Source organism: Sulfitobacter pontiacus (assembly GCF_040790665.1).
In the GTDB taxonomy this organism is placed as follows: Bacteria; Pseudomonadota; Alphaproteobacteria; order Rhodobacterales; family Rhodobacteraceae; genus Sulfitobacter; species Sulfitobacter pontiacus.
On sequence record NZ_CP160850.1, the window covers coordinates 119,077 to 138,933 of the forward strand.

The 19,857-nt window shown below is 59.5% G+C and carries 19 protein-coding genes; 10 read left to right on the plus strand and 9 right to left on the minus strand.

Features of this window, described 5'->3' with window-relative positions:
- The first annotated feature begins 32 nt into the window (after positions 1-32).
- Complete coding sequence (locus tag AB1495_RS15470) at positions 33-539, plus strand: TRAP transporter small permease (RefSeq protein WP_005848588.1); 507 nt, start codon at positions 33-35, stop codon at positions 537-539.
- Entirely contained in the window at positions 539-1,846 is a 1,308-nt protein-coding gene (locus tag AB1495_RS15475; protein ID WP_005848587.1) for a TRAP transporter large permease subunit, read from the plus strand. The genes AB1495_RS15470 and AB1495_RS15475 overlap by 1 nt, the downstream gene beginning before the upstream one ends.
- Positions 1,847-1,886: 40 nt before the next feature.
- Here the strand turns inward: AB1495_RS15475 and AB1495_RS15480 are convergent, their stop codons facing one another.
- Positions 1,887-2,642 (minus strand): TetR/AcrR family transcriptional regulator, encoded by a 756-nt coding sequence (locus AB1495_RS15480; RefSeq protein WP_367581980.1) that lies wholly within the window; start codon positions 2,640-2,642, stop codon positions 1,887-1,889.
- Positions 2,643-2,958: 316 nt separating this feature from the next.
- Here AB1495_RS15480 and AB1495_RS15485 point away from each other — a divergent pair, with 316 nt between their 5' ends.
- Both AB1495_RS15485 and AB1495_RS15490 read left to right on the plus strand, forming a co-directional pair.
- Positions 2,959-4,167 carry an efflux RND transporter periplasmic adaptor subunit gene (locus AB1495_RS15485; protein ID WP_074637002.1) on the plus strand — a complete coding sequence of 403 codons (1,209 nt, stop codon included), beginning with the start codon at positions 2,959-2,961 and terminating at the stop codon, positions 4,165-4,167.
- On the plus strand, positions 4,164-7,343 hold the full coding sequence (locus AB1495_RS15490; protein ID WP_074637000.1) for an efflux RND transporter permease subunit: 3,180 nt from the start codon (positions 4,164-4,166) through the stop codon (positions 7,341-7,343). Before AB1495_RS15485 ends, AB1495_RS15490 begins: the two co-directional genes overlap by 4 nt.
- An 83-nt stretch (positions 7,344-7,426) precedes the next feature.
- On the opposite strand, the gene AB1495_RS15495 is transcribed toward AB1495_RS15490, so the two are convergent.
- Positions 7,427-7,882, minus strand: coding sequence for an A24 family peptidase (locus AB1495_RS15495; protein WP_074636998.1), 456 nt, complete (start codon positions 7,880-7,882; stop codon positions 7,427-7,429).
- Between the two features lie 208 nt (positions 7,883-8,090).
- Here AB1495_RS15495 and AB1495_RS15500 point away from each other — a divergent pair, with 208 nt between their 5' ends.
- Positions 8,091-9,716, plus strand: a complete 1,626-nt coding sequence (locus tag AB1495_RS15500) for a DUF4331 domain-containing protein (RefSeq protein ID WP_074636996.1) — start codon at positions 8,091-8,093, stop codon at positions 9,714-9,716.
- Between the two features lie 304 nt (positions 9,717-10,020).
- Here the strand turns inward: AB1495_RS15500 and AB1495_RS15505 are convergent, their stop codons facing one another.
- The 3 genes from AB1495_RS15505 to AB1495_RS15515 all read right to left on the minus strand — a co-directional run bounded on the left by AB1495_RS15505 (position 10,021) and on the right by AB1495_RS15515 (position 12,598).
- Positions 10,021-10,788 carry a general secretion pathway protein GspK gene (locus tag AB1495_RS15505; protein WP_159431873.1) on the minus strand — a complete coding sequence of 256 codons (768 nt, stop codon included), beginning with the start codon at positions 10,786-10,788 and terminating at the stop codon, positions 10,021-10,023.
- 113 nt (positions 10,789-10,901) lie between these two features.
- Positions 10,902-11,429 carry a type II secretion system protein GspJ gene (locus AB1495_RS15510; protein ID WP_074636992.1) on the minus strand — a complete coding sequence of 176 codons (528 nt, stop codon included), beginning with the start codon at positions 11,427-11,429 and terminating at the stop codon, positions 10,902-10,904.
- Complete coding sequence (locus AB1495_RS15515; protein ID WP_367581981.1) at positions 11,426-12,598, minus strand: penicillin-binding protein activator; 1,173 nt, start codon at positions 12,596-12,598, stop codon at positions 11,426-11,428. The genes AB1495_RS15510 and AB1495_RS15515 overlap by 4 nt, the downstream gene beginning before the upstream one ends.
- On the opposite strand from AB1495_RS15515, the gene AB1495_RS15520 reads away from it, so the two are divergent.
- Entirely contained in the window at positions 12,556-13,221 is a 666-nt protein-coding gene (locus AB1495_RS15520; protein ID WP_074636990.1) for a hypothetical protein, read from the plus strand. The genes AB1495_RS15515 and AB1495_RS15520 overlap by 43 nt on opposite strands.
- Here AB1495_RS15520 and gspF read toward each other — a convergent pair.
- Genes gspF through gspL form a run of 4 tightly spaced genes read right to left on the minus strand, consistent with a single transcriptional unit; the run spans position 13,218 to position 17,462 of the window.
- Positions 13,218-14,435 carry a type II secretion system inner membrane protein GspF gene (gspF, locus tag AB1495_RS15525; protein WP_074636987.1) on the minus strand — a complete coding sequence of 406 codons (1,218 nt, stop codon included), beginning with the start codon at positions 14,433-14,435 and terminating at the stop codon, positions 13,218-13,220. The genes AB1495_RS15520 and gspF overlap by 4 nt on opposite strands.
- Positions 14,435-15,967, minus strand: coding sequence for a GspE/PulE family protein (locus AB1495_RS15530; RefSeq protein WP_074636985.1), 1,533 nt, complete (start codon positions 15,965-15,967; stop codon positions 14,435-14,437). The genes gspF and AB1495_RS15530 overlap by 1 nt, the downstream gene beginning before the upstream one ends.
- Positions 15,964-16,419: a type II secretion system protein GspM gene (gspM, locus tag AB1495_RS15535; RefSeq protein ID WP_074636983.1), complete on the minus strand. Its 456-nt coding sequence runs from the start codon at positions 16,417-16,419 to the stop codon at positions 15,964-15,966. Before gspM ends, AB1495_RS15530 begins: the two co-directional genes overlap by 4 nt.
- Positions 16,416-17,462 carry a type II secretion system protein GspL gene (gene gspL / locus AB1495_RS15540; RefSeq protein WP_074636981.1) on the minus strand — a complete coding sequence of 349 codons (1,047 nt, stop codon included), beginning with the start codon at positions 17,460-17,462 and terminating at the stop codon, positions 16,416-16,418. The genes gspM and gspL overlap by 4 nt, the downstream gene beginning before the upstream one ends.
- A gap of 181 nt (positions 17,463-17,643) precedes the next feature.
- Between gspL and gspG the strand changes: the two genes are divergently transcribed.
- Genes gspG through AB1495_RS15560 form a run of 4 tightly spaced genes read left to right on the plus strand, consistent with a single transcriptional unit; the run spans position 17,644 to position 19,839 of the window.
- Positions 17,644-18,129: a type II secretion system major pseudopilin GspG gene (gene gspG / locus AB1495_RS15545; RefSeq protein ID WP_074636979.1), complete on the plus strand. Its 486-nt coding sequence runs from the start codon at positions 17,644-17,646 to the stop codon at positions 18,127-18,129.
- On the plus strand, positions 18,126-18,608 hold the full coding sequence (locus AB1495_RS15550; RefSeq protein ID WP_074636978.1) for a prepilin-type N-terminal cleavage/methylation domain-containing protein: 483 nt from the start codon (positions 18,126-18,128) through the stop codon (positions 18,606-18,608). The genes gspG and AB1495_RS15550 overlap by 4 nt, the downstream gene beginning before the upstream one ends.
- Positions 18,605-18,967 carry a type II secretion system minor pseudopilin GspI gene (gspI, locus tag AB1495_RS15555; protein WP_074636976.1) on the plus strand — a complete coding sequence of 121 codons (363 nt, stop codon included), beginning with the start codon at positions 18,605-18,607 and terminating at the stop codon, positions 18,965-18,967. Before AB1495_RS15550 ends, gspI begins: the two co-directional genes overlap by 4 nt.
- On the plus strand, positions 18,964-19,839 hold the full coding sequence (locus tag AB1495_RS15560) for a type II secretion system protein N (protein ID WP_074636973.1): 876 nt from the start codon (positions 18,964-18,966) through the stop codon (positions 19,837-19,839). Before gspI ends, AB1495_RS15560 begins: the two co-directional genes overlap by 4 nt.
- The last annotated feature ends 18 nt before the right edge of the window (positions 19,840-19,857 follow it).

The following is a 19,857-nucleotide window of genomic DNA, read 5'->3' on the forward strand; positions in this document are numbered from 1 at the left end:
GGCGCGCCTGCTTTCGTTCAAAAGGGGCAGCCATGGCGCGTGTCGGACAAATTTACAGAGGTTTTCTTTACGCGATGGCGGGGATTGCCGGGGCCATGCTGGTGTGGCTGATGATTTCGGTCATTCTGTCAGTGGTGATGCGCAACAGCGGAATGCAGCCCTTTGCGTGGCTCTTTACCTCGTCTGAATATGCGATCCTGTATATGACCATGCTCGGCGCACCTTGGCTGGTGCGCGAAAAGGGACATGTGCATATCGAACTGGTGACCGCGGCGCTGCCCGAAGCGGCACGCCGCTTTGTCAGCCGGCTGGTCGCGGTGCTTTGTGTTGTCGTGTCCTTGATACTGGCGTGGAAAGGGGCAGAGCTGTGCCTGAACAATATCGCACGCAATGATCTGGATGTGCGTGCGTATTACTTTCCGAAATGGATACTGACGCTGGCCTTTCCGGTCAGCTTTGGCCTGATGGCGATTGAATTTTCCCGATTTGTTTTTGGCGATGACCTGATGCACTCCGGCGAAGCAGGGGTACATGAGTAATGGAATGGTTTGAATCGCTGGCCCTTTTGCTGGGCTCTATTCTGGTGCTGATGGCCATCGGGATGCCGGTTGCCTTGGCTTTTCTCGCAGCCAATATCGTTGGGGCGTGGTTCTTTATGGGCGGAGCCAAAGGGGTCACGCTGCTGCTGAACAATGGGTTCGGCGGGCTGACCAACTATGCGCTGGTGCCGATCCCGTTGTTCTTGCTGATGGGCGAAATCTTTTTCTACACCGGTTTGGGCAAGCGCATGTTCAATGCCATCGACCGTTTGCTGGGTAAGCTGCCGGGGCGGCTGTCCTATGTCACGGTACTGGGCGGCACGGCGTTTTCAACGCTGTCTGGGTCGTCCATGGGCTCCACCGCGTTGCTGGGTAGCCTGATGGTACCTGAAATGACGGAACGTGGGTATAAAAAGCATATGTCCATCGGTCCGATCCTTGGCACGGGCGGTCTGGCGATTATCATCCCGCCCTCAGCGCTGGCCGTGTTGTTGGCAACCTTGGCGCGGATTGATGTGGGCGCATTGTTGATCGCGGGGATCATTCCGGGGCTCATCCTTGCCAGCCTTTATATCGCGACAATCTACATTCAGACCCGGATCGATCCCGACGCCGCCCCCGCCTACGAGGTTGAAGACCTGCGCTTTGGCCAGAAGATGCGCCTGTTTTTCGGCGATGTGGTGCCCATGTTGTCAGTCATGGTCGTGATCGTGATTGGCATGGTGGGCGGGCTGATCACCCCGTCCGAGGCCGCGGCATTCGGGGCGCTTGGCGTGTTGATCTTGGCCGTGGCCTTCCGTTGCCTCACATGGGAAGCGATGAAGAAATCGGTGATCGGCGCGATGCGGGTGACCCTGATGGCCTATCTCATCGTCTTTGGGTCGGCCACCTTCAGCCAGTTGCTGGCGTTTTCCGGTGCTTCCAGCGGGTTGATCCGGTGGGCGACGTCGTTTGATCTGGCCCCTGTGGCGATGCTGCTGGTGATGTTCGGGGTCCTGCTGCTGCTGGGTATGTTCATGGAGCAGATCTCAATGATGTTACTGACCGTACCGATCTTTTTCCCGCTCGCCACAACGCTGGGATTTGATCCGGTGTGGTTCGGTCTGGTGATCCTGCTGGCGCTCGAGATCAGCTTTACCACGCCGCCCTTCGGGTTATTGCTTTTCGTGATGAAGGGCGTCGCCCCCAAGGGCACAACCATGCGCGAAATCTACGGATCTGCCTTCCCCTACATGGGATGCTCGGTGCTGCTGGTGTTCTTGTTGATCCTGTTCCCGCAACTGGCGCTATGGCTGCCTGGGATGTAGTCGGAGCGTCGCGTTGCAAACTCGCGCATATCATCCGCCGCTACTGGACCAAGCCGGCCAGCATTCGGCGGTATTCGGTGCGGTTTGACAGGGCGACGCTACCCACGGGTAGTCCGAGCAATCGGTCGCAGATTTCACCTTCAGATCGAAGACGCCTGTCAAGTGCGTCAACTGCCGCGTCCAGATCGTTCGCGCTCGCCAGGTCAAATGCCTCGATGAGAACCTCCCGACGGCCCTGCGAAAGGCTTAGCATCAGCTCGGCGGTCAGCCCTGCATCAATGGGGTTGAATGTTCCCTCAGCAATACCGGATTCAATAATGGCTTTAAGGACCGGCATCACGACCGCCGCCTCGGCGTCACAGATCCGGCGGTAGGGGATCTCGTTGCCGGGCCGTGAGAAGATTTGCACCAAACCGCGCAGTTCGTTGACGTTGTCGGCCGTCCATTGCGCCGCGCCATCCAGCAAACCGTTCAACTGGACCAATGCATCGCCGTTGTTCTGGCTCATCGCGGCTTCAGTGGTCTGCATCGCTTGTTCAGTCATGCGCGCGATAAGCCCGCTCAACAGGTCTTCTTTTGCGGCAAAGTGGTGGTAGAAACCGCCGCGTGAAATGCGTGCCGCTTCCTGCACATCCGCGATTGTCACGGCATCCCAGCCCCGCTCCATAAACAGCGCTTGGGCCGCATCAAGGATAAGGTCTCGCCTTACCGCTGGTGCCATACGCACACGGCTGTCTCTTTTTGTTTCGGTCTTTGCCAATGCGACGTCTCCATAGCCATACAGATCGTTAACCATACAGATCGCTGGTCGGTATACACCTAGGCCCGTGTCATTCACTGTTCAAGACCCATGAGCATCTAGATGCTGAATGAGGTCGTACGTGTTCAGCAAAGCGCATTTGATCCATCGCGATTGCGCTTCGTTTCAGCGGTAGGATCACTGGATGCCCCGACGTCACATTGACGTTTCATGCGCACCGTCTATTTCCCGCTTACAGACTGCTGGTCTGTTGTTAAAAAGCGTCATATGATGCGACCTCTTTGAACGGCGGCCTACATGGTATGCATGTCTGAAAAGGAACCCTGTGTGTGAGAGTGAAGGCCAACTGGAAATGAGCGACAGCGAAAACAAAGAGCAATTGTCTTTCGAGGACGATAAAGGCGCGTCGCGGTCGGCGTGGATTGCCGCGGCTTTGGTTGTCGCCATCGTCGGCTGGATGGGCAGCGGGTATATCCTGCCCTCGGGTGACGAAGACGCAGGGCAAGCTGAAACTGCCCCCGCCAAGCCGGTTGCCGTGGCGGTTGAAAAGTCGACGCCTCAACAGGTCACGATATCCTTTCAGGCGGAAGGACAGGCGCAACCCGACCGCGATACGTCGATCCGCGCCGAGGCGTCAGGCGACGTCGTGGATGTCTTGGTGATGGAGGGGGAAGAGGTTGAGGGCGGCGCGGTGATTGCTCGGCTCTCTGCGACGGGAGCTCAGGCGGATCTTGCGCGGGCCCGCGAAGAATTCGCCCGTGCGGACCGAGAGTTCAAGAACGCGACTGAGCTATTGAACAGAGGGGTGGCGACGGCCGATCGGGTCAGCCAAGCACGCGCCACGCTTGCCGCCGCCGAAGCATCCGTGACCGCAGCGCAAGAGGCGATAGAGGCACTTGTTATCACGGCCCCGTTTACCGGACGTGTCGAAGAGCTGTCACTTGATGCGGGTGAGTTTATTCAGGCGGGCGCCGAAGTCGGGCGCATCGTTGATAATCGGCCGCTGACAGTTGCGTTGCAGGTGCCACAACAGGCGCTTGGTCAGATCAAAAGCGGCCAGACGGCGACGGTGAATTTCATCACCGGAGAAGAGCGTGAAGGCACGGTGAGCTTTGTCAGCACGGCTGCAAATGCCGAAACCCGCACGTTCCTCACCAAGATCACCGTGCCGAATGAAGACGGTGCCATTCCCGCTGGTATTTCCGCCGAAATTCGGATCCCGACCGGTTCGACAAGCGCGCATTTCGTGCAGCCCTCGACGATATCGCTGAGCCCAGAGGGGCGCTTGGGTGTCAAAACCGTTGATGAGAATGATATGGTTGTGTTCACCCCCATTCGCATCGTGCGGGCAGAGATCGATGGCCTGTATGTCAGCGGCCTGTCGGACGCGGTGCGGATCATCACTGTTGGTCAGGGGTTCGTGAACGAAGGCGAAGAGGTGGCACCGTCGTTACAGACCAAGGCGGATGACGGTGAGGAAAACAGCACCCCTCAAGATGGGCAGCCCGCGCTTCCCACTCCCGATAGGGACGCGGCAAGCGACGAAGGGCAGCGGGAATGAATACGATTATTGACGCCGCATTCTCGCGTGGCCGGGTCGTTCTGATGGTGCTTCTGATGCTCTTGGGCGTAGGCGCGGTCGCCTATGTCGCCATCCCCAAAGAAGCCAACCCCGAGGTGCCTTTACCGCTTGTTTACGTCTCCACGGGCCTTGAAGGGATCAGCCCGTCGGATGCCGAACGCCTGCTGATCGAGCCGATGGAATCCGAATTCGCCGCGATTGCCGGGCTTGAGAAGATCCAAAGCAACGCATCCGAAGGCTATGCGAATGTCCAGCTGGAGTTCACCCCCGGCGGAGACATCGACGAAGCGCTGCGCAAAGTCCGGGAAGCCGCAGACAAGGTCGAGGGAGATTTGCCCGAAGACGCCTATGACCTCACGGTGACAGAGATCAACACCGCGCTCTTCCCGATTATCACCGCGCTCATTTCGGGGCCGGTGCCAGAGCGAACGCTGAACGCCATCGCCGATGACGCGCAAGAAGCCATCGAAGGGCTTTCCGGCGTTCTGGAGGTCGAGATTGGCGGCGCGCGGGACGAATTCCTTGAAGTACTGATCGACCCGACCGTTTTCCAAACCTACAACCTGAGCTTTGATGAGCTGATCGGCCAGCTTCAGCGGAACAACCGTTTGATTGCCGCGGGGGCCATCGAGACGGGGGGCGGTCGCATCGTGCTCAAGGTGCCGGGCCTGATCGAGGACCTGCAAGACGTCATGGAAATTCCGGTAAAGGTGCGCGGAAATACGGTGGTGACATTTGAAGATGTCGCAACCGTCCGCCGCACCTTCCAAGATCCGACGGGCTACGCACGCATCGATGGGCAACCGGCGCTTGCGCTTGAGGTGAAAAAGCGGTCCGGCGCGAATATCATCGAAACAGTCGCGGCGACGCGTGCTGCGCTGGAAGAGCTGCGCAAGGATTGGCCCGAAAGCATCGAGGTAACCTACCTGCAAGATCAGTCCGAACAAGTAGAGACTTTGCTGAGCGACCTGGAAGCAAACGTCATTGCAGCGGTTTTGCTTGTTATGATCGTCATCGTGGCTGCCCTTGGCCTTCGGTCGGCTATCCTTGTCGGTCTTGCCATTCCGGGGGCCTTTCTGGTGGGGGTAACGGCGCTTTGGGCGATGGGGTTCACGATGAATATCGTGGTTCTCTTTTCGCTGATTTTGGTTGTCGGGATGCTGGTCGACGGGGCCATCGTAACGGTCGAGCTGGCGGACCGTCGTCTGCAAGAGGGGGATGATGCGCAAACAGCCTATGCCTATGCCGCCAAGCGCATGGCTTGGCCGATCATCGCCTCAACCGCCACGACATTAAGCGTCTTTTTTCCGCTGCTGTTCTGGACCGGCATGGTCGGCGAGTTCATGAAGTTCCTGCCTATTACCGTGATCCTGACCCTTTTCGCGTCGCTTTTCATGGCGCTCATCTTCATCCCGGTACTGGGTGGCCTCATCGGGAAACGCCAGCCGCAAAATGCGGTGGCCAAACGTGCGCTCAGCGAAGCTGAAATAGGTGACCCACGGCGCATTGGCGGGCTGACCGGAGCTTATGTGCGTCTGTTGGAATGGGCAATCCTCAGACCCGGCGCGACGGCGTTGCTCGCGCTTGCCATGCTGCTTGGCAGCTTTGGTCTATACGGGCAGTTCGGCACCGGCCTGTCGTTTTTCCCCTCGGTAGAGCCTGAGTTCATGCAGGTGCAGGTGCTTGCCCGTGACAACTTCTCTATCTACGAACGTGACGCGTTGGTGCGCAGGGTCGAGCAGCGATTGATGGGCTATGATGAAGTAGCCACCGTCTATGCCCGATCCACGATGAGCGCAGGGCAGGGCAGCGAAGAAACCATCGGTACGATACAGCTTGAGCTCACCGAATGGGACAGGCGGCGCGCGGCAGAAGCCATCGGCACCGATATCCGGCGGGATGTCGCAGACATTGCGGGTATTGATGTTCAGGTTCAGACCGAAAGCGGCGGACCCACCGCTGGCAAGCCGATCAACCTTCAGATCGCGGCACGCAATCCGGCGGTGCAGGGTGATGCTGTCGCGCAGGTCTTGTCCATCATGGAGCAGATCGGCGGCTTCACGGATGTGACCGACACGCTGCCGCTTCCGGGGGTAGAGGTGTCCATCCGCGTGAACCGGGCGGAAGCCGCGCGATATGGCGCTGATGTCAGTCTTTTGGGGCAGGCCGTTCAGCTGCTGACCCAAGGCATCGCCGTCGCGGATTACCGGCCCGAGGACGCGGACGGAGAGCTGGATATCCGCGTCCGTTTCCCGGCCGAAGAACGGTCTTTGTCAGAGCTTGGAAACCTGCGCGTTCCCACCTCTGCCGGATTGGTGCCGATCTCCAACTTTGTCACCTTCGAGCCGGTTGAGCGGACGGGCACGATCACACGTGTCGATGAAAAGCGCGTCGTGACGATAGAGGCAAATGTCGCACCCGGTTTGTTGGTCAACGATCAGGTGACGGCTTTGCAACAAGCCCTGGACGCTGCAGATTTGCCCGACGGGGTCAGCTATAGCTTCGCCGGCGAGGCGCAGGACCAGACCGAAGCGATGGTGTTCCTCGTTGGTGCCTTCGTGTCCGCGATTGTCTTGATGCTGGTGATCCTCGTTCTTCAGTTCAACAGCTTCTACCAAGCCTTCGTCGTGATGAGCGCGATCATCTTCTCGGTCGCGGGTGTTTTGCTTGGCTTGATCGTCACGGGGCGCCCTTTTGGCGTTGTGATGGGGGGTATCGGGATTATCGCGTTGGCGGGCATCGTGGTGAACAACAACATTGTTCTGATTGATACCTACAATGACCTACGATCCTCTGGCATGCACCCGCGCGAGGCCGCCTTGCGCACAGGCGCACAACGTTTGCGGCCTGTTCTTCTGACATCGATTACCACGGCGCTTGGCCTGATGCCGATGGTGCTGGGGGCCAACCTGAATTTCTTCACGCGCGAAATCGTCTTTGGCGCGCCATCGACCCAATATTGGACCGAACTGTCGAGCGCGATTGTAGGGGGGCTGGTTGTCGCGACCCTTCTGACCCTCATCCTGACACCTGCCATGCTGATGTTCGGACAAAAGCGAAGCCTGCAAGGGGACGAAGCGACGCCAGCGGAACGGCCGAGGAGAGCATGGTTGTCGAGCTTATTCAGACGTAAACGTGCAGACCCTCAACGCTGACCGGGCGTGTGGTTGACGTCCTTCGATTGGAAACTCCGCGAGATGGCGGCTTAAAATGCCGTTCGCAGGGGTAATACGCGTTTCTATACCTCTGAAAAAAGCCCTTTTCCGAACCAAATAAGAAGAAGGGCCCCGGCAATCCATGGACCAAACGCGAGGCGCTCTTGGCGCCCGTGGCCCGAGAGCACTGCGTATCCAAGGGCACCCAGAGCCGACAGGAGCACGACCCAAGGCAAGGCGAAAACCCCAACCCATGCACCCGCTGCCGACAGCAGCTTTGCATCGCCCAAGCCCAACCCTTCCTGCCCGCGGCTGCGGAAATAGACCGCTCCGATCAGCCAGAATACCACATAGCCAATGATAGCGCCCCAGATCGCCTCCGTCGGGAGGGCACGCTGCGCGAGGGCATTCGTTGCCAGTCCGACCCATATCAGCGGAAGCGTATAGCGATCCGGCAGGCGGTGTTGGCGCAGATCAATACGAACAAGCTGACCCAAAATCGGAATCAGAATGATCGAGGATAAGATGAACAGAGGCATTCACGTATAAAACACGGCAAGCATCAAAAACGCCAGTGTGCCTAGGTTCCATCTAAATGAGATATTCTATCATAAACGGTGAAACTTTCTCGGCGGCAGCACGTGTCTCATTCAATGCGGGTAGTGAATAGAATTTTTTCAGCACTCGCAGGGCGAACCGATGACCATTGGTCTCGGCACATAAAGTAAGCCAACTTGGGAGTGAAAAATGACATTTACCATTCGTACCTTGTTGCAGGGAAGCTGCGCTACAGCGCTTTGCCTGACAGCAAGCATTGCATCTGCATCATCGCACCGTGAGGCGCCGGGCATTACCGAGCAGCCAAAGATCGACGCGACAGATTTCTACATGTTCAAAAGCTACGAGGCAAACCGCGGCGACTACGTGACCCTCATTGCAAATTATCAGCCTTTGCAGGCCCCCTATGGTGGACCCAACTATTTCACCATGGACCCCGATGCGATCTATGAGATCCATGTCAGCAATGACGCCGATGCCGAAGAAGAGATCACCTTTCAGTTTCAATTCGACAATAATCTGAAAGACGGCACTGGTATCCAGCTGGACATCGGCGGCGAGAAAGTGGGCATTCCGCTGCGCGCTGCAGGCCAGATCACAGCCAGCAGCCCGACTGCCGCTCTGGGTGAAACCGAAAGCTATAGCGTGACCATGATCACGGGCGACCGTCGCAGCGGCAAAAGAACGTCTCTTTCTCATGGCGGCGGGACGACCTTTACCAAGCCGCTCGACAACGTTGGCAACAAGACCCTGCCTGACTATGCCGAATACGCGAACGCCTATATCTATGACGATGTAAAAATTCCGGGCTGCGGAACGGGCCGGGTCTTTGCTGGCCAGCGCGCAGAGGCCTTCGCGGTGAACCTTGGCGAAATCTTTGATCTGGTGAACCTCGTTCCAGTGCAGGGACCAGATAACCCGATGTGGTCCCAGTATAACGATCCCAATTTCAACGCGAACGGGATCGTGCAGGACCGCGCCAATGACGACCTGATTGGTAAAGCCAATGTCACAACGCTGGCTTTGGAAATTCCAATCTCCTGTCTGACCCAAGGGGATGAGCCGGTCATCGGGGCATGGACGACTGCCAGCCTGCCACAAGGCGAATTGGAAGATCCGTCGCCCACCTACGAGAAGACCTCGATTTATGGTGGCGCGTGGGTGCAGCAGTCGCGCTTGTCCAACCCGCTGGTCAACGAGGTGGTCATCGGCCTTTCCGACAAGGATCTGTTTAACGCAGCAGAGCCTACAATTGACGAGGCACTGGCTGTCTATGTGACCAATCCGACCCTGCCAGCGCTACTGGATATCCTGTTCCGCGATGCGTTGGGTGCATCGGGCAATATCGCTCCGTCGAACTTCCCCCGGAACGACCTTGTTACCGCGTTCCTCAGCGGTTTTGAGGGCGTAAACCAGCCTGCTGGCTTCGATACGAAGACAGACCTGTCCGAAATGCTGCGCTTGAATACAGCGTTCCCGGCGACACCCGCATCCGAGCAGCATACCTTTGGCCTTTTGGCTGAAGACCTCGCGGGCTTTCCCAACGGTCGCCGTCCGGCGGATGACACTGTCGATCTTGCGCTGCGCGTGATGATGGGCCGGTTGTGCCATGACGTGCCTCTCGGGCAAGAGCTTAGCGGAGACCCAAGTGCCGAAGACAATGTAAATCTGGGTCTTTGTGGCAAAGGCGATCCCAACGATACCGCGCCTGCGGGCCTAGTACCGTTGACCGATGGGGCACCTTTGCGCGCCACCGAGTTGCAAACCGTGTTCCCCTACTTGAACACACCGATTGCTGGCTCGCCGAACAACTAAACCCATAGAATAGGAGAATTCCGATGTTGAAGAGTATCTCAGTTCTTGTGGTTGTGGCCGGCGTTCTAGTCGCTTGTGGTAGCAGCGGCGGACTAAACGGCATTTCCAAATTGGGGGCCGATTTTGTGCGCGCCTTCAACCAGGATCGCAATGCCCAGCCGATCTCCCTCGCGGGGGTCACAGTGCCACGGTTCCCGACGAGCGAACCTTTCAACCCCTAGGTTGATTGGCTCCTTTTCGGGGGTGTGAGAATATGAAAGAGGCGCGGCCGCTCCATAGAGTGGCCGCGTTTCGCATTTTACCCTTAGGGACGGAAGGGCTTTGGGGCAGGCAAGCTCCCCTTCGATCCCAGATGCTCCGAAAAGCTGCGCTCGATCGCATAGGTGTCTTTTCGCCCCAGCCTGTCTTCGCGCAGCAGCCGGGACGTCAGGATCACCGTGGTGCCATCGACTTCTGCGCGGCTTTCCACATCATAGACGTCTGACGTGAAGCCAATGCCGTTCAGCGCGACAATGCCGGCGTCGGTCACGTCCCCGCGCGTGAGGAAACCGTTTTGTTCGCGCCGCTTGACCAGTTGTCTTGCGGCGGTTGGCGATCCCAGCACTGCCGCTATGACCGCTTCACTTGCGGTGTTGATGTTCACATCTCCGGGTTGCGGTAGCAGGCTGACGTGGGGGGCCAGTATCGCACGCGTCTGCGCGTCCAAAAGCTCGACCTCGGACAACGCGCGTATGGGGCCGCGGCGGGAAATTCGGTCGTTGATGTCCAAGGCCACGCTGTCGGGCAGGTCCAGAGATTTGACCAGCCGCGCAAGGATCTGCTGTTGCGAGAGACGCCCCGCTGCAAGCCCGTTCAAATCAAACCGCGCTTGGGCATCTGATACGCTGATCGCAAAGCTACCCGTCTCTAGTTGCACTTCTTCTTGCGCAGCCAGCGCCCATGGTTCGGCCATATGGTCCGTCTCGGGTGCGACGTCCATATCCCGGCGTAACGCCACGATAATCGAGGTCTCCGCGCCCAAGGCCAGCGCCTCGGCCTGGGTCGCTGCGGCTGCTCGCTGGGTGCGTTCCATCAGGGATTCTTGCGAGGTGAACATCAAGACAACGATCGCAGACCCCAACGCGAGCGCCACTAACACATTGATCAACACGACGCCGGCGTCCGGATATCGTATACCGGCGCGGCTCATCGGGGCGCAGGGCGGGTCAAAGACGAAAGCCGCCTCAGACTGCCAATTCCATTAATGTCCACGCGCATATCCACGGCCAGCGCTTCGCTCTCGCTGTCGGGGAGGGGCCACGTTGAATGCCAGTTACGATCCCTATCAAGCACGCGAAACGTCAGCGCGCTGACATCCAGTATCAAGGTTTGCCGCAACAGATCATCCGCGTTTCGGGGGCCTATCTCGCGGCTAAGCGCATTTGCATCGTGCAGATACTGGCGTCTGGTTTGGCCATCATGTCCGAGAGTGGACAGGACCCCATCTCGAAGCGTCACCGTACGGGGGTCCGCCTGCACAATATCGCGCCCGAAGACCAGCAAGGCCCGATCCAATTGTGCCAGATGCTCGAGCCGGCCATCGGTGCGTTCGCGGACACGCAAGATCGTGTCCAGCGTGGTAAACGAGGCAATACCCACCAAAGCGAACAGACTAAGCGCGACCAGCATCTCGATCAGGGTCACGCCAGCCTCTTGGTCGCGGATAAGGGTCATGCGCCGGTAGAGCCAATCAGGTTATTCGCGCCGGTTGTCACGCTTAGGATAGCCAGCCCGCGTGCGCATTGTCCGTCCTTTTGGAAACGGTAGGGGCCGACGACACCGTCGAAACCGGCGTCACGCAGCAGCCCTTTGCGGTTCTGCTGGCCGATGCGCCCAAGAATGCGCGCCATTTCGACGGCATCAAAGGCCAACCCGCCAAGCACACCCGCCTCGGTTTCACTGAACGCGGTAAAGGCCGTAGCAAAGGCCTCGAAACGAACAGGGTCGGGTGCGGCAAACCACCCATCCTGCAATGCGTCGATCCGGTAAGGCGTGATCGATGCCCATTGTTCCGAGCCAAGCAGCTGCACCCCCGCGCTCTTGATCGCCGCGGCCTGTTCTTCAAAGGGGCCACCCACAACGGGCAGATAAACCGCATCTGGCAGCGCACCGCCGTTCGCGGCCCGGATCTTGTCGATCAGGCCAGCGGCGGATGCGGCAACAATCGCTGGCGGAGCGGTACCCCCTGTCGCCGCGACGACGGATTGCGCTGCCTGCGCGGACAAGGCACCAAATGGCCCCGGAGGAACAACAGTAACAACGTTGCGCTTGCCGCGGGTTGCCGCGAAGCCGAGGATCGATTTCGCTGATTGCTGCGGTGTGATGCCGAATACAAACAGGTTATCTCCGGCGATAGAGCTGTCGTTCGACAGTGAAACAACGGGCGTACCGCGCCCGACAGCTTCGGCGACTGCGCGGCTCTGGCCGGAGAAAAGCGGACCAAGCAACATCTTCGCCCCGCCGTCCATCGCTTTTTGCGCGGCAGCAACGGCTGTTTCGGGGCTATCGCCAGCATCGACCACCTCGACCTCGGCCCCTGGGCCGGTCGCGTTGCCGCCAAGGCTTGCGGCTGCCAGCATGATCTGTCCTAATGACGCACGCGGGCCGGTAAGCGGGGCCAGCAAAACGGCCTGTCCTACCGCATTTTCAGGCGGCAGTTCAGTGTCACCTGTCAAAGACAACCCGCCGCAGCCCGATAAACCAATGAGCGCCGATGACCCACCAAGACCCAACAATACCCGCCGCCGCGACAGAGGGGAAAAGGCACCGGAAGCCACGGTTTCGATGGATTTTATCGGCTGTGCTTTTGGCATCTTTTGCATTCCTCGTTTACGTGACGACATTGATTGTCACCCTCCCGGCATCGGCCTTGCGCCGTATTGCCGTCATCCCTGCTCCGATTACTGACCTGTATGGCGGCCTGTGGGAAGGGCGTGCTGTGTTGGACGGTGGATATTCGCTGGATTGGGACCTGCGCGGCTGGCCTTTGTTCGCTGCTCGCGGGGTCGCGGACTGGACTTTGCAAGGGCCCGACACCCAATTGACCGGCGTTGCGATCTTTACCCCAGCATCCATGAGCGCGACGGACATTGTGGGGCGTATCGGGCCCGGTTTGGTCGACCTGATCCCCGGGGCCGCATTGAAAAACTGCACGTCGCAGGCCGTCGTTGATGTGCAACGGCTGAGCTGGCGCAAGGGGGCCGCTGCTGCTGCGGGCGCGGTTCTGATCAGCGAAGGGCGGTGCAAAGATCTATTGGGGCGCGACACAACAGTGCCACAGATGACGTTGGACCTGACAACCCAAGGCCGCGACGCCATAGCAATATTGACGGACCGTGACAGCACGCTGGCCAAGGTCACGGTTACAGGGGAACGGCGGCTGATCGCGCGTATCGAGCCCGAAGGCGCAGTGCTTGTGCCGGGCATGCCGACGAGCGGACCGATGATCATCGAAATGCCATTCTAGTTCACCAGATTGTTAAGGTTAACGATCGGTAGCAGGATGGAGAGCACCAAAAGCATCACGATCCCACCCATGATCAGCAGTACGGCCGGTTCGACCAGTGCTACCAATGTGGCTACCAATGCATTCAGATCGCGCTCTTGATCGTCGGCTGCGCGGGTCAGTGTTGTCCCCAGCACGCCCCCCGCTTCCCCACTTGCGATCATCGCGATCAGCATCGGGGGGAAGACTTTGGCATCGTCCAGCGCCCGTGAAAGCGCCGTCCCTTCGCGTACGCGTGCCGTGGCTTGGGCGACTTTTTCGCGGACGTGCAAATTTGGCACGGTCTGCGTAGCAGCGGTCAAGGCATCTACAAGCGGCACGCGGCTGACGGTCAAGGTTGCCAAGGTACCCGCGAACTGCACCGAGTTTGTCTTGAGAGAGAACCCCCGCGTCAGCACCGAACGCGATAGAAATCGATGCCAGCGCAGCCGCATCGCCGGTTGCCGCAGCAGGCTGGCCCCGCCAAGGATAACGGCAGCGAGCACGCCGAGCATTGCAATACCCCACGCATTGATAAAATCGCTTACCGTAATCAACGAACGGGTCAGGAACGGCAGTTCCGCCCCGCGAGAGGTGAAAACGCGCACGATGTCAGGCACCACAAAGGTCAACAGTGCTACGATTACCGCAAGCGAAACGACGGCAAGGATCGCGGGATACAGCAAAGCAAGCTGCACCGTCTGGCGGTTCTTGGCGCGAGTTTCCACAAAGCCGGACAGATGTTCCATCACTTGGCCAAGCTGCCCCGAGGTTTCCCCCGCAGCGACCGACGCACGGTAAAAGTCGCCGAACACCTGAGGATACTCGCCAAGCGCCTGCGCAAAGCTGCGCCCGTCGAGCACTGAGGCGCGCAGGTTCAACAACAGTGATGTAACAGCGGGCTTATTCTGCTGGTCTGCCACTGTCTTGAGCGCTTGCTCCACACCGATCCCCGAACCGATCAGCGTGGCAAGCTGTCGGGTCAGTAGGGTCAGCGCGCGGCGCGAAATCTTGGCCCTGCCAAAGCCCGCCCCCTTTGTCGCTTTCCCCTTTTTTGCGACGGTTGGTTCGACCGACAGCGGCGCGAGGTTGCGCTGGCGCAGACTGCTGCGCGCGGCGGCCGCACTTGCGGCCTCTATGATCCCCTTGGTCGACTTGCCCGCGGGCGTCATCGCTTCATAGGCATAGGCTGGCATTATTCATCCTCTTGTGATGCGGCAAGCGATATGCTGGGTTGCGGTGGGGCACCGTCGTGGATGGCGCGCGCGACTTCCTGTGCAGTGGTGAGGCCCAAACGCATTTTGGCGATGCCGTCGTCCAGAATGCTAGGGCCGCGATCCCGCGCCGCGGCGATCAGCTCGGCTTCGGATTGTCCTTCGTGCATTTTGCGTTCAAGCGCGCCGTCGACCTCGATAATTTCATACAGCGGCAGACGTCCGCGAAAGCCGCTGGCTTGACAGGTATCGCAGCCAAGCCCCTTCTTCACGATCTCTCCGGGCTTTATCTTTTGCCCCAAAAGATCGCTTTCCGCCTGCGTGACCTCGTGGTCGCCCAGACAGTCGGTGCAATTGCGCCGCACCAGCCGCTGCGCGATCAGCCCGCGCAGCATAGGGGCCAGCAAGAAGCGTTCGACACCCATTTCGACCAGTCGAGAGACGGCACCGATGGCCGTGTTGGTGTGCAAGGTCGAGATGACCAGATGCCCGGTCATGGCGGATTCCACGGCGATCTGTGCCGTCTCGCGGTCCCGGATCTCGCCGACCATAATCACATCCGGATCTTGTCGTAGAATGGCGCGCAACCCTCTGGCAAAGCTAAGATCGGTCTTGGCGTTGACCTGCATCTGGCCAACACCGTCCATCGTATATTCGATCGGGTCCTCGACGGTCATGATGTTGCGTTGCCGGTCGTTCAGCATATCCAGACCAGCATAAAGCGTCGTGGTCTTGCCCGAACCAGTCGGGCCAGTCACCAGCACCATCCCATCGGGCAAGGACAGGATCCGTTTCAGCACCGTATTATCGCGATCCGACAGGCCAAGATGGTCGATCCCGCGCAATGTCTGCCCCCGGTCCAAAAGTCGCAGCACCACGCGCTCGCCAAATTGAGAGGGGATCGTCGAGATGCGCACGTCAAGGTCATACCCTCCGACCCGCAACGAAACACGACCGTCCTGCGGAAGGCGTTTTTCAGCGATGTCGAGTTTGCCCATCACCTTGATCCGGCTGACAAGCAGCGGCGCGAGTGCGCGTTTCGGGCTGATTACCTCGCGTAGAATGCCGTCGACCCGAAAGCGCACCAAAAGTCGCCGCTCCTCCGTCTCGATATGCACGTCAGACGCGCCTTCCTTGACCGCCTCGAGCAGTAGGGCATTGATCAGCCGCACCACGGGCGCATCATCGTTTTGGGCCAGCAGATCGTCGATCGAAGCAGCCGTGTCCGCCAATGAGGCCAGATCATCGTCTGCATCCGCGGCCACCTGTGCGGCCTCGGACGCGGAATCGCGGTAGGTCATGCCAAGAGCCGCTTCAAAATCGGCAGCCGATATTTCCTCGAATGTCACAGCGGCGCCAGACACGCGCTGTGCTTCGATCAGGGCTTCGAAAGAGGCATCATGGCGATATTGACAGCGTGGCTCCGCACTCTCTTCAGAGGCAGGCAATAGAATGACCCCTTGGCTTTGCGCGAAACCATAGGAAAGGCGGGTCTGGGTGCTGGCATGGGTCATTGCAACGATCCTAAAAGCAAACGCGCCGAAACACGGCCCGGTGCCGGGCGCCGATCCACCTCGAGCGCCTCTACCCTCACGTCGTGCTGCTCTTCCAGATCAGAAAGCCACAGCAATATGGTCGCAAAGGGCGTATCGTCCAAAGTGACCCGAATGCTGTCGTTTTCAGGCTCAATGCGCCGCAGGGTCAGGTTTGCCGCGGATGCCGAGGTGGTGATCCGCGTGGCAAGAGGCGTCTCGTTGAGCGGTTGCAATGACACGATCGTGTCGACGGACGCCAGCGCAGCTGTGTCCTGAACAAGGCGAAATGCTTGAATGTCTGCGCGCGCTTCGGCCTGCGCCCGTTGCAGCGGAGCCCATAGGAATTGGTAGCCCACAATCATGATAGCGAGCGGTAGCACAATGCTCACCAGACGCTTTTCACGCGGGTTAAGCGCGGCAAAAGCTTTCATCCGCCATCCCCCCGCGCGATCCGCATTTCGACCTCTGCACCGCCATCGCCCGCTGTGGCGGCACCGCTGCGCACGGCAAAGCCCGATGCCTCTAGCGTCTGCTCGATGCCTTGCAGGTCGTCCAGGCCAGGGCTCTGCATGAGCACCACCAATGTATTCTCTGACGCGCCCCATGCCATGCGCCTGAAACCAACCGGCGCGTCCGTCAGCACGCGTGAGATATCGCTGAGCAGGGGCAAAAAGCTGCTTTCCTTTGCAACCACCTGCGCGGGTGTCAGGCGTGCGAGAACGGGGCCAACCTCTTGGGTTAGGGTCATGCTGGGCAGGATGTCCGATATGGCCAGCTCTGCAGCGCGGCGCTCTGTCTGAGCGATCTGAGAGAGGGCGCGCAGGTTCAACGCCGCGATGGTCATATGCAGCACCAAGGCGGAAACCACAGCGACGGCAGCCCACTTCCACGCAGCCAACCCCCGTGCTGCAGCCTTGCGCGGCTGAGCAAAACTGAAGGCCACGTCTATCGGGTCCGGAGGGGGTGGTGTGGCTGACAGATTTTCGGCCGGAAGATCCGCTCCCAACGGTTCGCCAAGCGCGCGCAGCGACGGCCGGCCAGCGCGCTGCCATAAAAGCGGCAGCATATTCACATAGGCGGCAAAACCCGTCCCGTCGGAACAGCGCACAACCGCACGATTGCCTTCTTTCCAGACGGCCCACGCGGGACCATTGTCGGACGGTGGACGGGGGATTAATAGATATTCGGGGAGGTGCGGCGCGTCTTCCTGTGTCACCTGCGTCATCACGTCATTGGACAGGACAAACGCCAGGTGATCCCCGGGCGACGCATCGGCAAGCGGGCCTTGGATGATCTGGACGGACTGCAGCGGTGCGGCAATCCGCTCTTCGACAGCAAAGGTGATCAACGCCTGTCGTTGCCGCGCATTGGATCTGGGTACATGAACGATAAAACTGCTGACGTGTTCTGCACTGACCGGACGGGCGGCCAGCCCATCAACCTGCGGGCAATAAAGTTCGGCCCGTGCAACCATGGCCGAATTTCTCGTCGTCAAAGGCACTTTTAAAGCGTCAGACGCGGGCAGCCGTACAGGGCGCTCCGAGGCGTTTAAATCTGGCGTAATGCCTTGACTTATCACGAAAAATTACCTTTTCAATCGTCCCGTTGTTGCCATAGTATACGGAAAGCCACGTAACAGATAGGGAAACAGTTTCATGCGTCACTGGAAAAAGCTGGGGGGCCGCCCCGCGTCCCACCGCAGCCGCCGCGACGGTGAAGCGGGCGTAACTCTGATCGAGATGATGGTGGTGCTGGTCATTATCGCCCTGGTGGCAGCGATCATCGTGCCCAACGTTATCGGGCGCCCAGACGAAGCACGGGTGACCGTTGCGCAGTCCGACATCCGCGCAGTCGGCTCGGCGCTCGAACTTTACCGCTTGGACAACCGCACCTATCCCACGACCGCACAGGGATTGCAGGCCTTGGCCGTGCGTCCCACCGCGCCGCCCGAACCCCGCAACTGGGTCGCGGGTGGGTATCTGACCGCTGTGCCGGTCGATCCTTGGGGGAATGATTACATCTACGTCTCTCCGGGTGCGAATGGCGGGTTCGATCTGATGTCGCTTGGGGCAGATGGGGCACCCGGCGGCGAAGGGGTCGCGGCAGATCTGGCACATGGGCAGCTGCAGGCCAGCAGGTGAAAACCACGGCCGCCCCTGACCGACACCAAGACGCGGGCGTGACGCTTGTTGAGGTGCTTGTGGTACTGGTGTTGGTGGGAATCATGGCCGGGATTGTCGGGCTTAACATCGGCAGCGGGTCACGTGGTGATATTGCCAAGCAAGAGGCCGACCTTCTTGTCGCCAGGCTAAATCGGGCAGCGGACGATGTGATCCTGACGGGGGTGCCAATGGGCTTCGTTTGGGGCGCGGAGGGCTATAGGTTCGATGTCTATAACGGGGAAATCTGGGAGCCGCATCCTTTACCGGTCCTGAAAGAACCCCATCTGCTGGCCGGTCGCACGCGGATCGTTGGCAGCGCTGGCGCGATCGTCGTTTCCACGGAGTCGCGCCCGACTGGGGATAGCCCCTTGTCGCTTGAACTGCGTGCGGGTGACGGCGCGGCGGAATATGTTCGGTTCGACGGCGTCAGCGCGGCGCATCTTCAGGAGGTAGAATGACACGTCAGAACGATGCAGGGTTCACGTTGATCGAAGCGCTGGTGGCGATGGCCGTCCTTGCCTTGGGCGCCGTATCGCTGCTGTCGGCCACGCAGGGGCACAGTAAACGCATCGCTGATCTCTCGGATCGGGTCGCGGCACGGTGGGCCGCCGAATACCGCCTTTCAGAAGTCCGGGCAGGGGTGGCAATCGGCGCAGAGCCGCTTGAGGTATACGGCATTGAATTCGATCTCAATGTGACGCGCCGCCCGACCAGCGACCCCGATGTGCAGGCCGTCTCTGTCGGCAGCGCCGTTTCAGGGACGGATCGGGTTTTGTATATTCTGGATGGATATGTCGCGTCAGGAGACCCGTCATGACGCGCTTTGATCATGCGGCGAAATGGCTTCGATTGGGCGTGATCCTGACGGCCGTTTCCAGCGTGGCCGCGGCGGGTGCAGAAGCGACTTGGCGTGTGCTTGGCCACGATCGCGTTATCCCCCCTATTGCGAAGCTTCGCCCCCCCGCACAAGAGCCCGAGGCACTGCCCGACCTTGCGCCTGCGCTGGCTCTTGCACCGTTTGGCGCTGCGGAAGTCGCGGTGGCAGATGCTCAGACGGCCGCGATACCGCAGACCCTGATCTTGCTCGGGGTCATCGTACGCGATGATCCGACCCGCTCGCTGGCATTGCTGCGGTCGGACACGACTGAAGGCAACTATCGCATCGGCGATGAAGTCGTGCCCGGTACGATGCTCACCTCTATTTCACAAAACCATGTAACCGTGCTGACAAAAGACACCGAGAGCCGTCTTTATTTTGCCGGTGCGGATCTGGTCGCCGATGGTCCGCAAGTCCCGACAGGCGCGGAACGGCTGCTGGCGCTTATGACCTCTGGGCAGGGCAGTTCCATCAGTGAACAGGTGGATGCAGCGGCACGCGCTCAGCCCGTGACAACACAGGATTACATCGACATGTGGCGCGACCGCATCATCGCCAACCCCGCTGAGGTTCTGGATACGATTGGCTTGGTGCCAGGGGAAAAAGGATATACCATCGCTGAAAAGCACGACGTAGGCGTAAACCGCGCCGGTCTGAGAGCAGGTGACATCGTGACAAGTGTAAATGGTGAAAGCGTCGGCAATGTCGATCAGGATCGGGAACTGTATGACGTGATCGCGGCGTCTGGCTTGGCCCGTATCGAAGTCGAAAGGAATGGCCGAACGATCGTTATGTCATTTCCGCTGCAGTGAACCTTGCGCTTCGCCATA

Excerpts from the sequence above, each read along its gene's own strand:
- AB1495_RS15505 (WP_159431873.1), bottom strand. The coding sequence starts at position 10,788 with ATGGAACGCACCCAGCGAGCAGCCGCAGCGACCCAGGCCGAGGCGCTG.
- gspL (WP_074636981.1), bottom strand. The coding sequence starts at position 17,462 with ATGGTTGCACGGGCCGAACTTTATTGCCCGCAGGTTGATGGGCTGGCC.
- AB1495_RS15470 (WP_005848588.1), top strand. The coding sequence starts at position 33 with ATGGCGCGTGTCGGACAAATTTACAGAGGTTTTCTTTACGCGATGGCG.
- gspG (WP_074636979.1), top strand. The coding sequence starts at position 17,644 with ATGCGTCACTGGAAAAAGCTGGGGGGCCGCCCCGCGTCCCACCGCAGC.
- AB1495_RS15515 (WP_367581981.1), bottom strand. The coding sequence starts at position 12,598 with ATGTCGTCACGTAAACGAGGAATGCAAAAGATGCCAAAAGCACAGCCG.
- gspF (WP_074636987.1), bottom strand. The coding sequence starts at position 14,435 with ATGCCAGCCTATGCCTATGAAGCGATGACGCCCGCGGGCAAGTCGACC.
- AB1495_RS15530 (WP_074636985.1), bottom strand. The coding sequence starts at position 15,967 with ATGACCCATGCCAGCACCCAGACCCGCCTTTCCTATGGTTTCGCGCAA.
- gspM (WP_074636983.1), bottom strand. The coding sequence starts at position 16,419 with ATGAAAGCTTTTGCCGCGCTTAACCCGCGTGAAAAGCGTCTGGTGAGC.
- AB1495_RS15485 (WP_074637002.1), top strand. The coding sequence starts at position 2,959 with ATGAGCGACAGCGAAAACAAAGAGCAATTGTCTTTCGAGGACGATAAA.
- AB1495_RS15480 (WP_367581980.1), bottom strand. The coding sequence starts at position 2,642 with ATGGTTAACGATCTGTATGGCTATGGAGACGTCGCATTGGCAAAGACC.
- AB1495_RS15475 (WP_005848587.1), top strand. The coding sequence starts at position 539 with ATGGAATGGTTTGAATCGCTGGCCCTTTTGCTGGGCTCTATTCTGGTG.
- AB1495_RS15560 (WP_074636973.1), top strand. The coding sequence starts at position 18,964 with ATGACGCGCTTTGATCATGCGGCGAAATGGCTTCGATTGGGCGTGATC.
- AB1495_RS15495 (WP_074636998.1), bottom strand. The coding sequence starts at position 7,882 with ATGCCTCTGTTCATCTTATCCTCGATCATTCTGATTCCGATTTTGGGT.
- AB1495_RS15510 (WP_074636992.1), bottom strand. The coding sequence starts at position 11,429 with ATGACCCTTATCCGCGACCAAGAGGCTGGCGTGACCCTGATCGAGATG.
- AB1495_RS15490 (WP_074637000.1), top strand. The coding sequence starts at position 4,164 with ATGAATACGATTATTGACGCCGCATTCTCGCGTGGCCGGGTCGTTCTG.
- gspI (WP_074636976.1), top strand. The coding sequence starts at position 18,605 with ATGACACGTCAGAACGATGCAGGGTTCACGTTGATCGAAGCGCTGGTG.
- AB1495_RS15500 (WP_074636996.1), top strand. The coding sequence starts at position 8,091 with ATGACATTTACCATTCGTACCTTGTTGCAGGGAAGCTGCGCTACAGCG.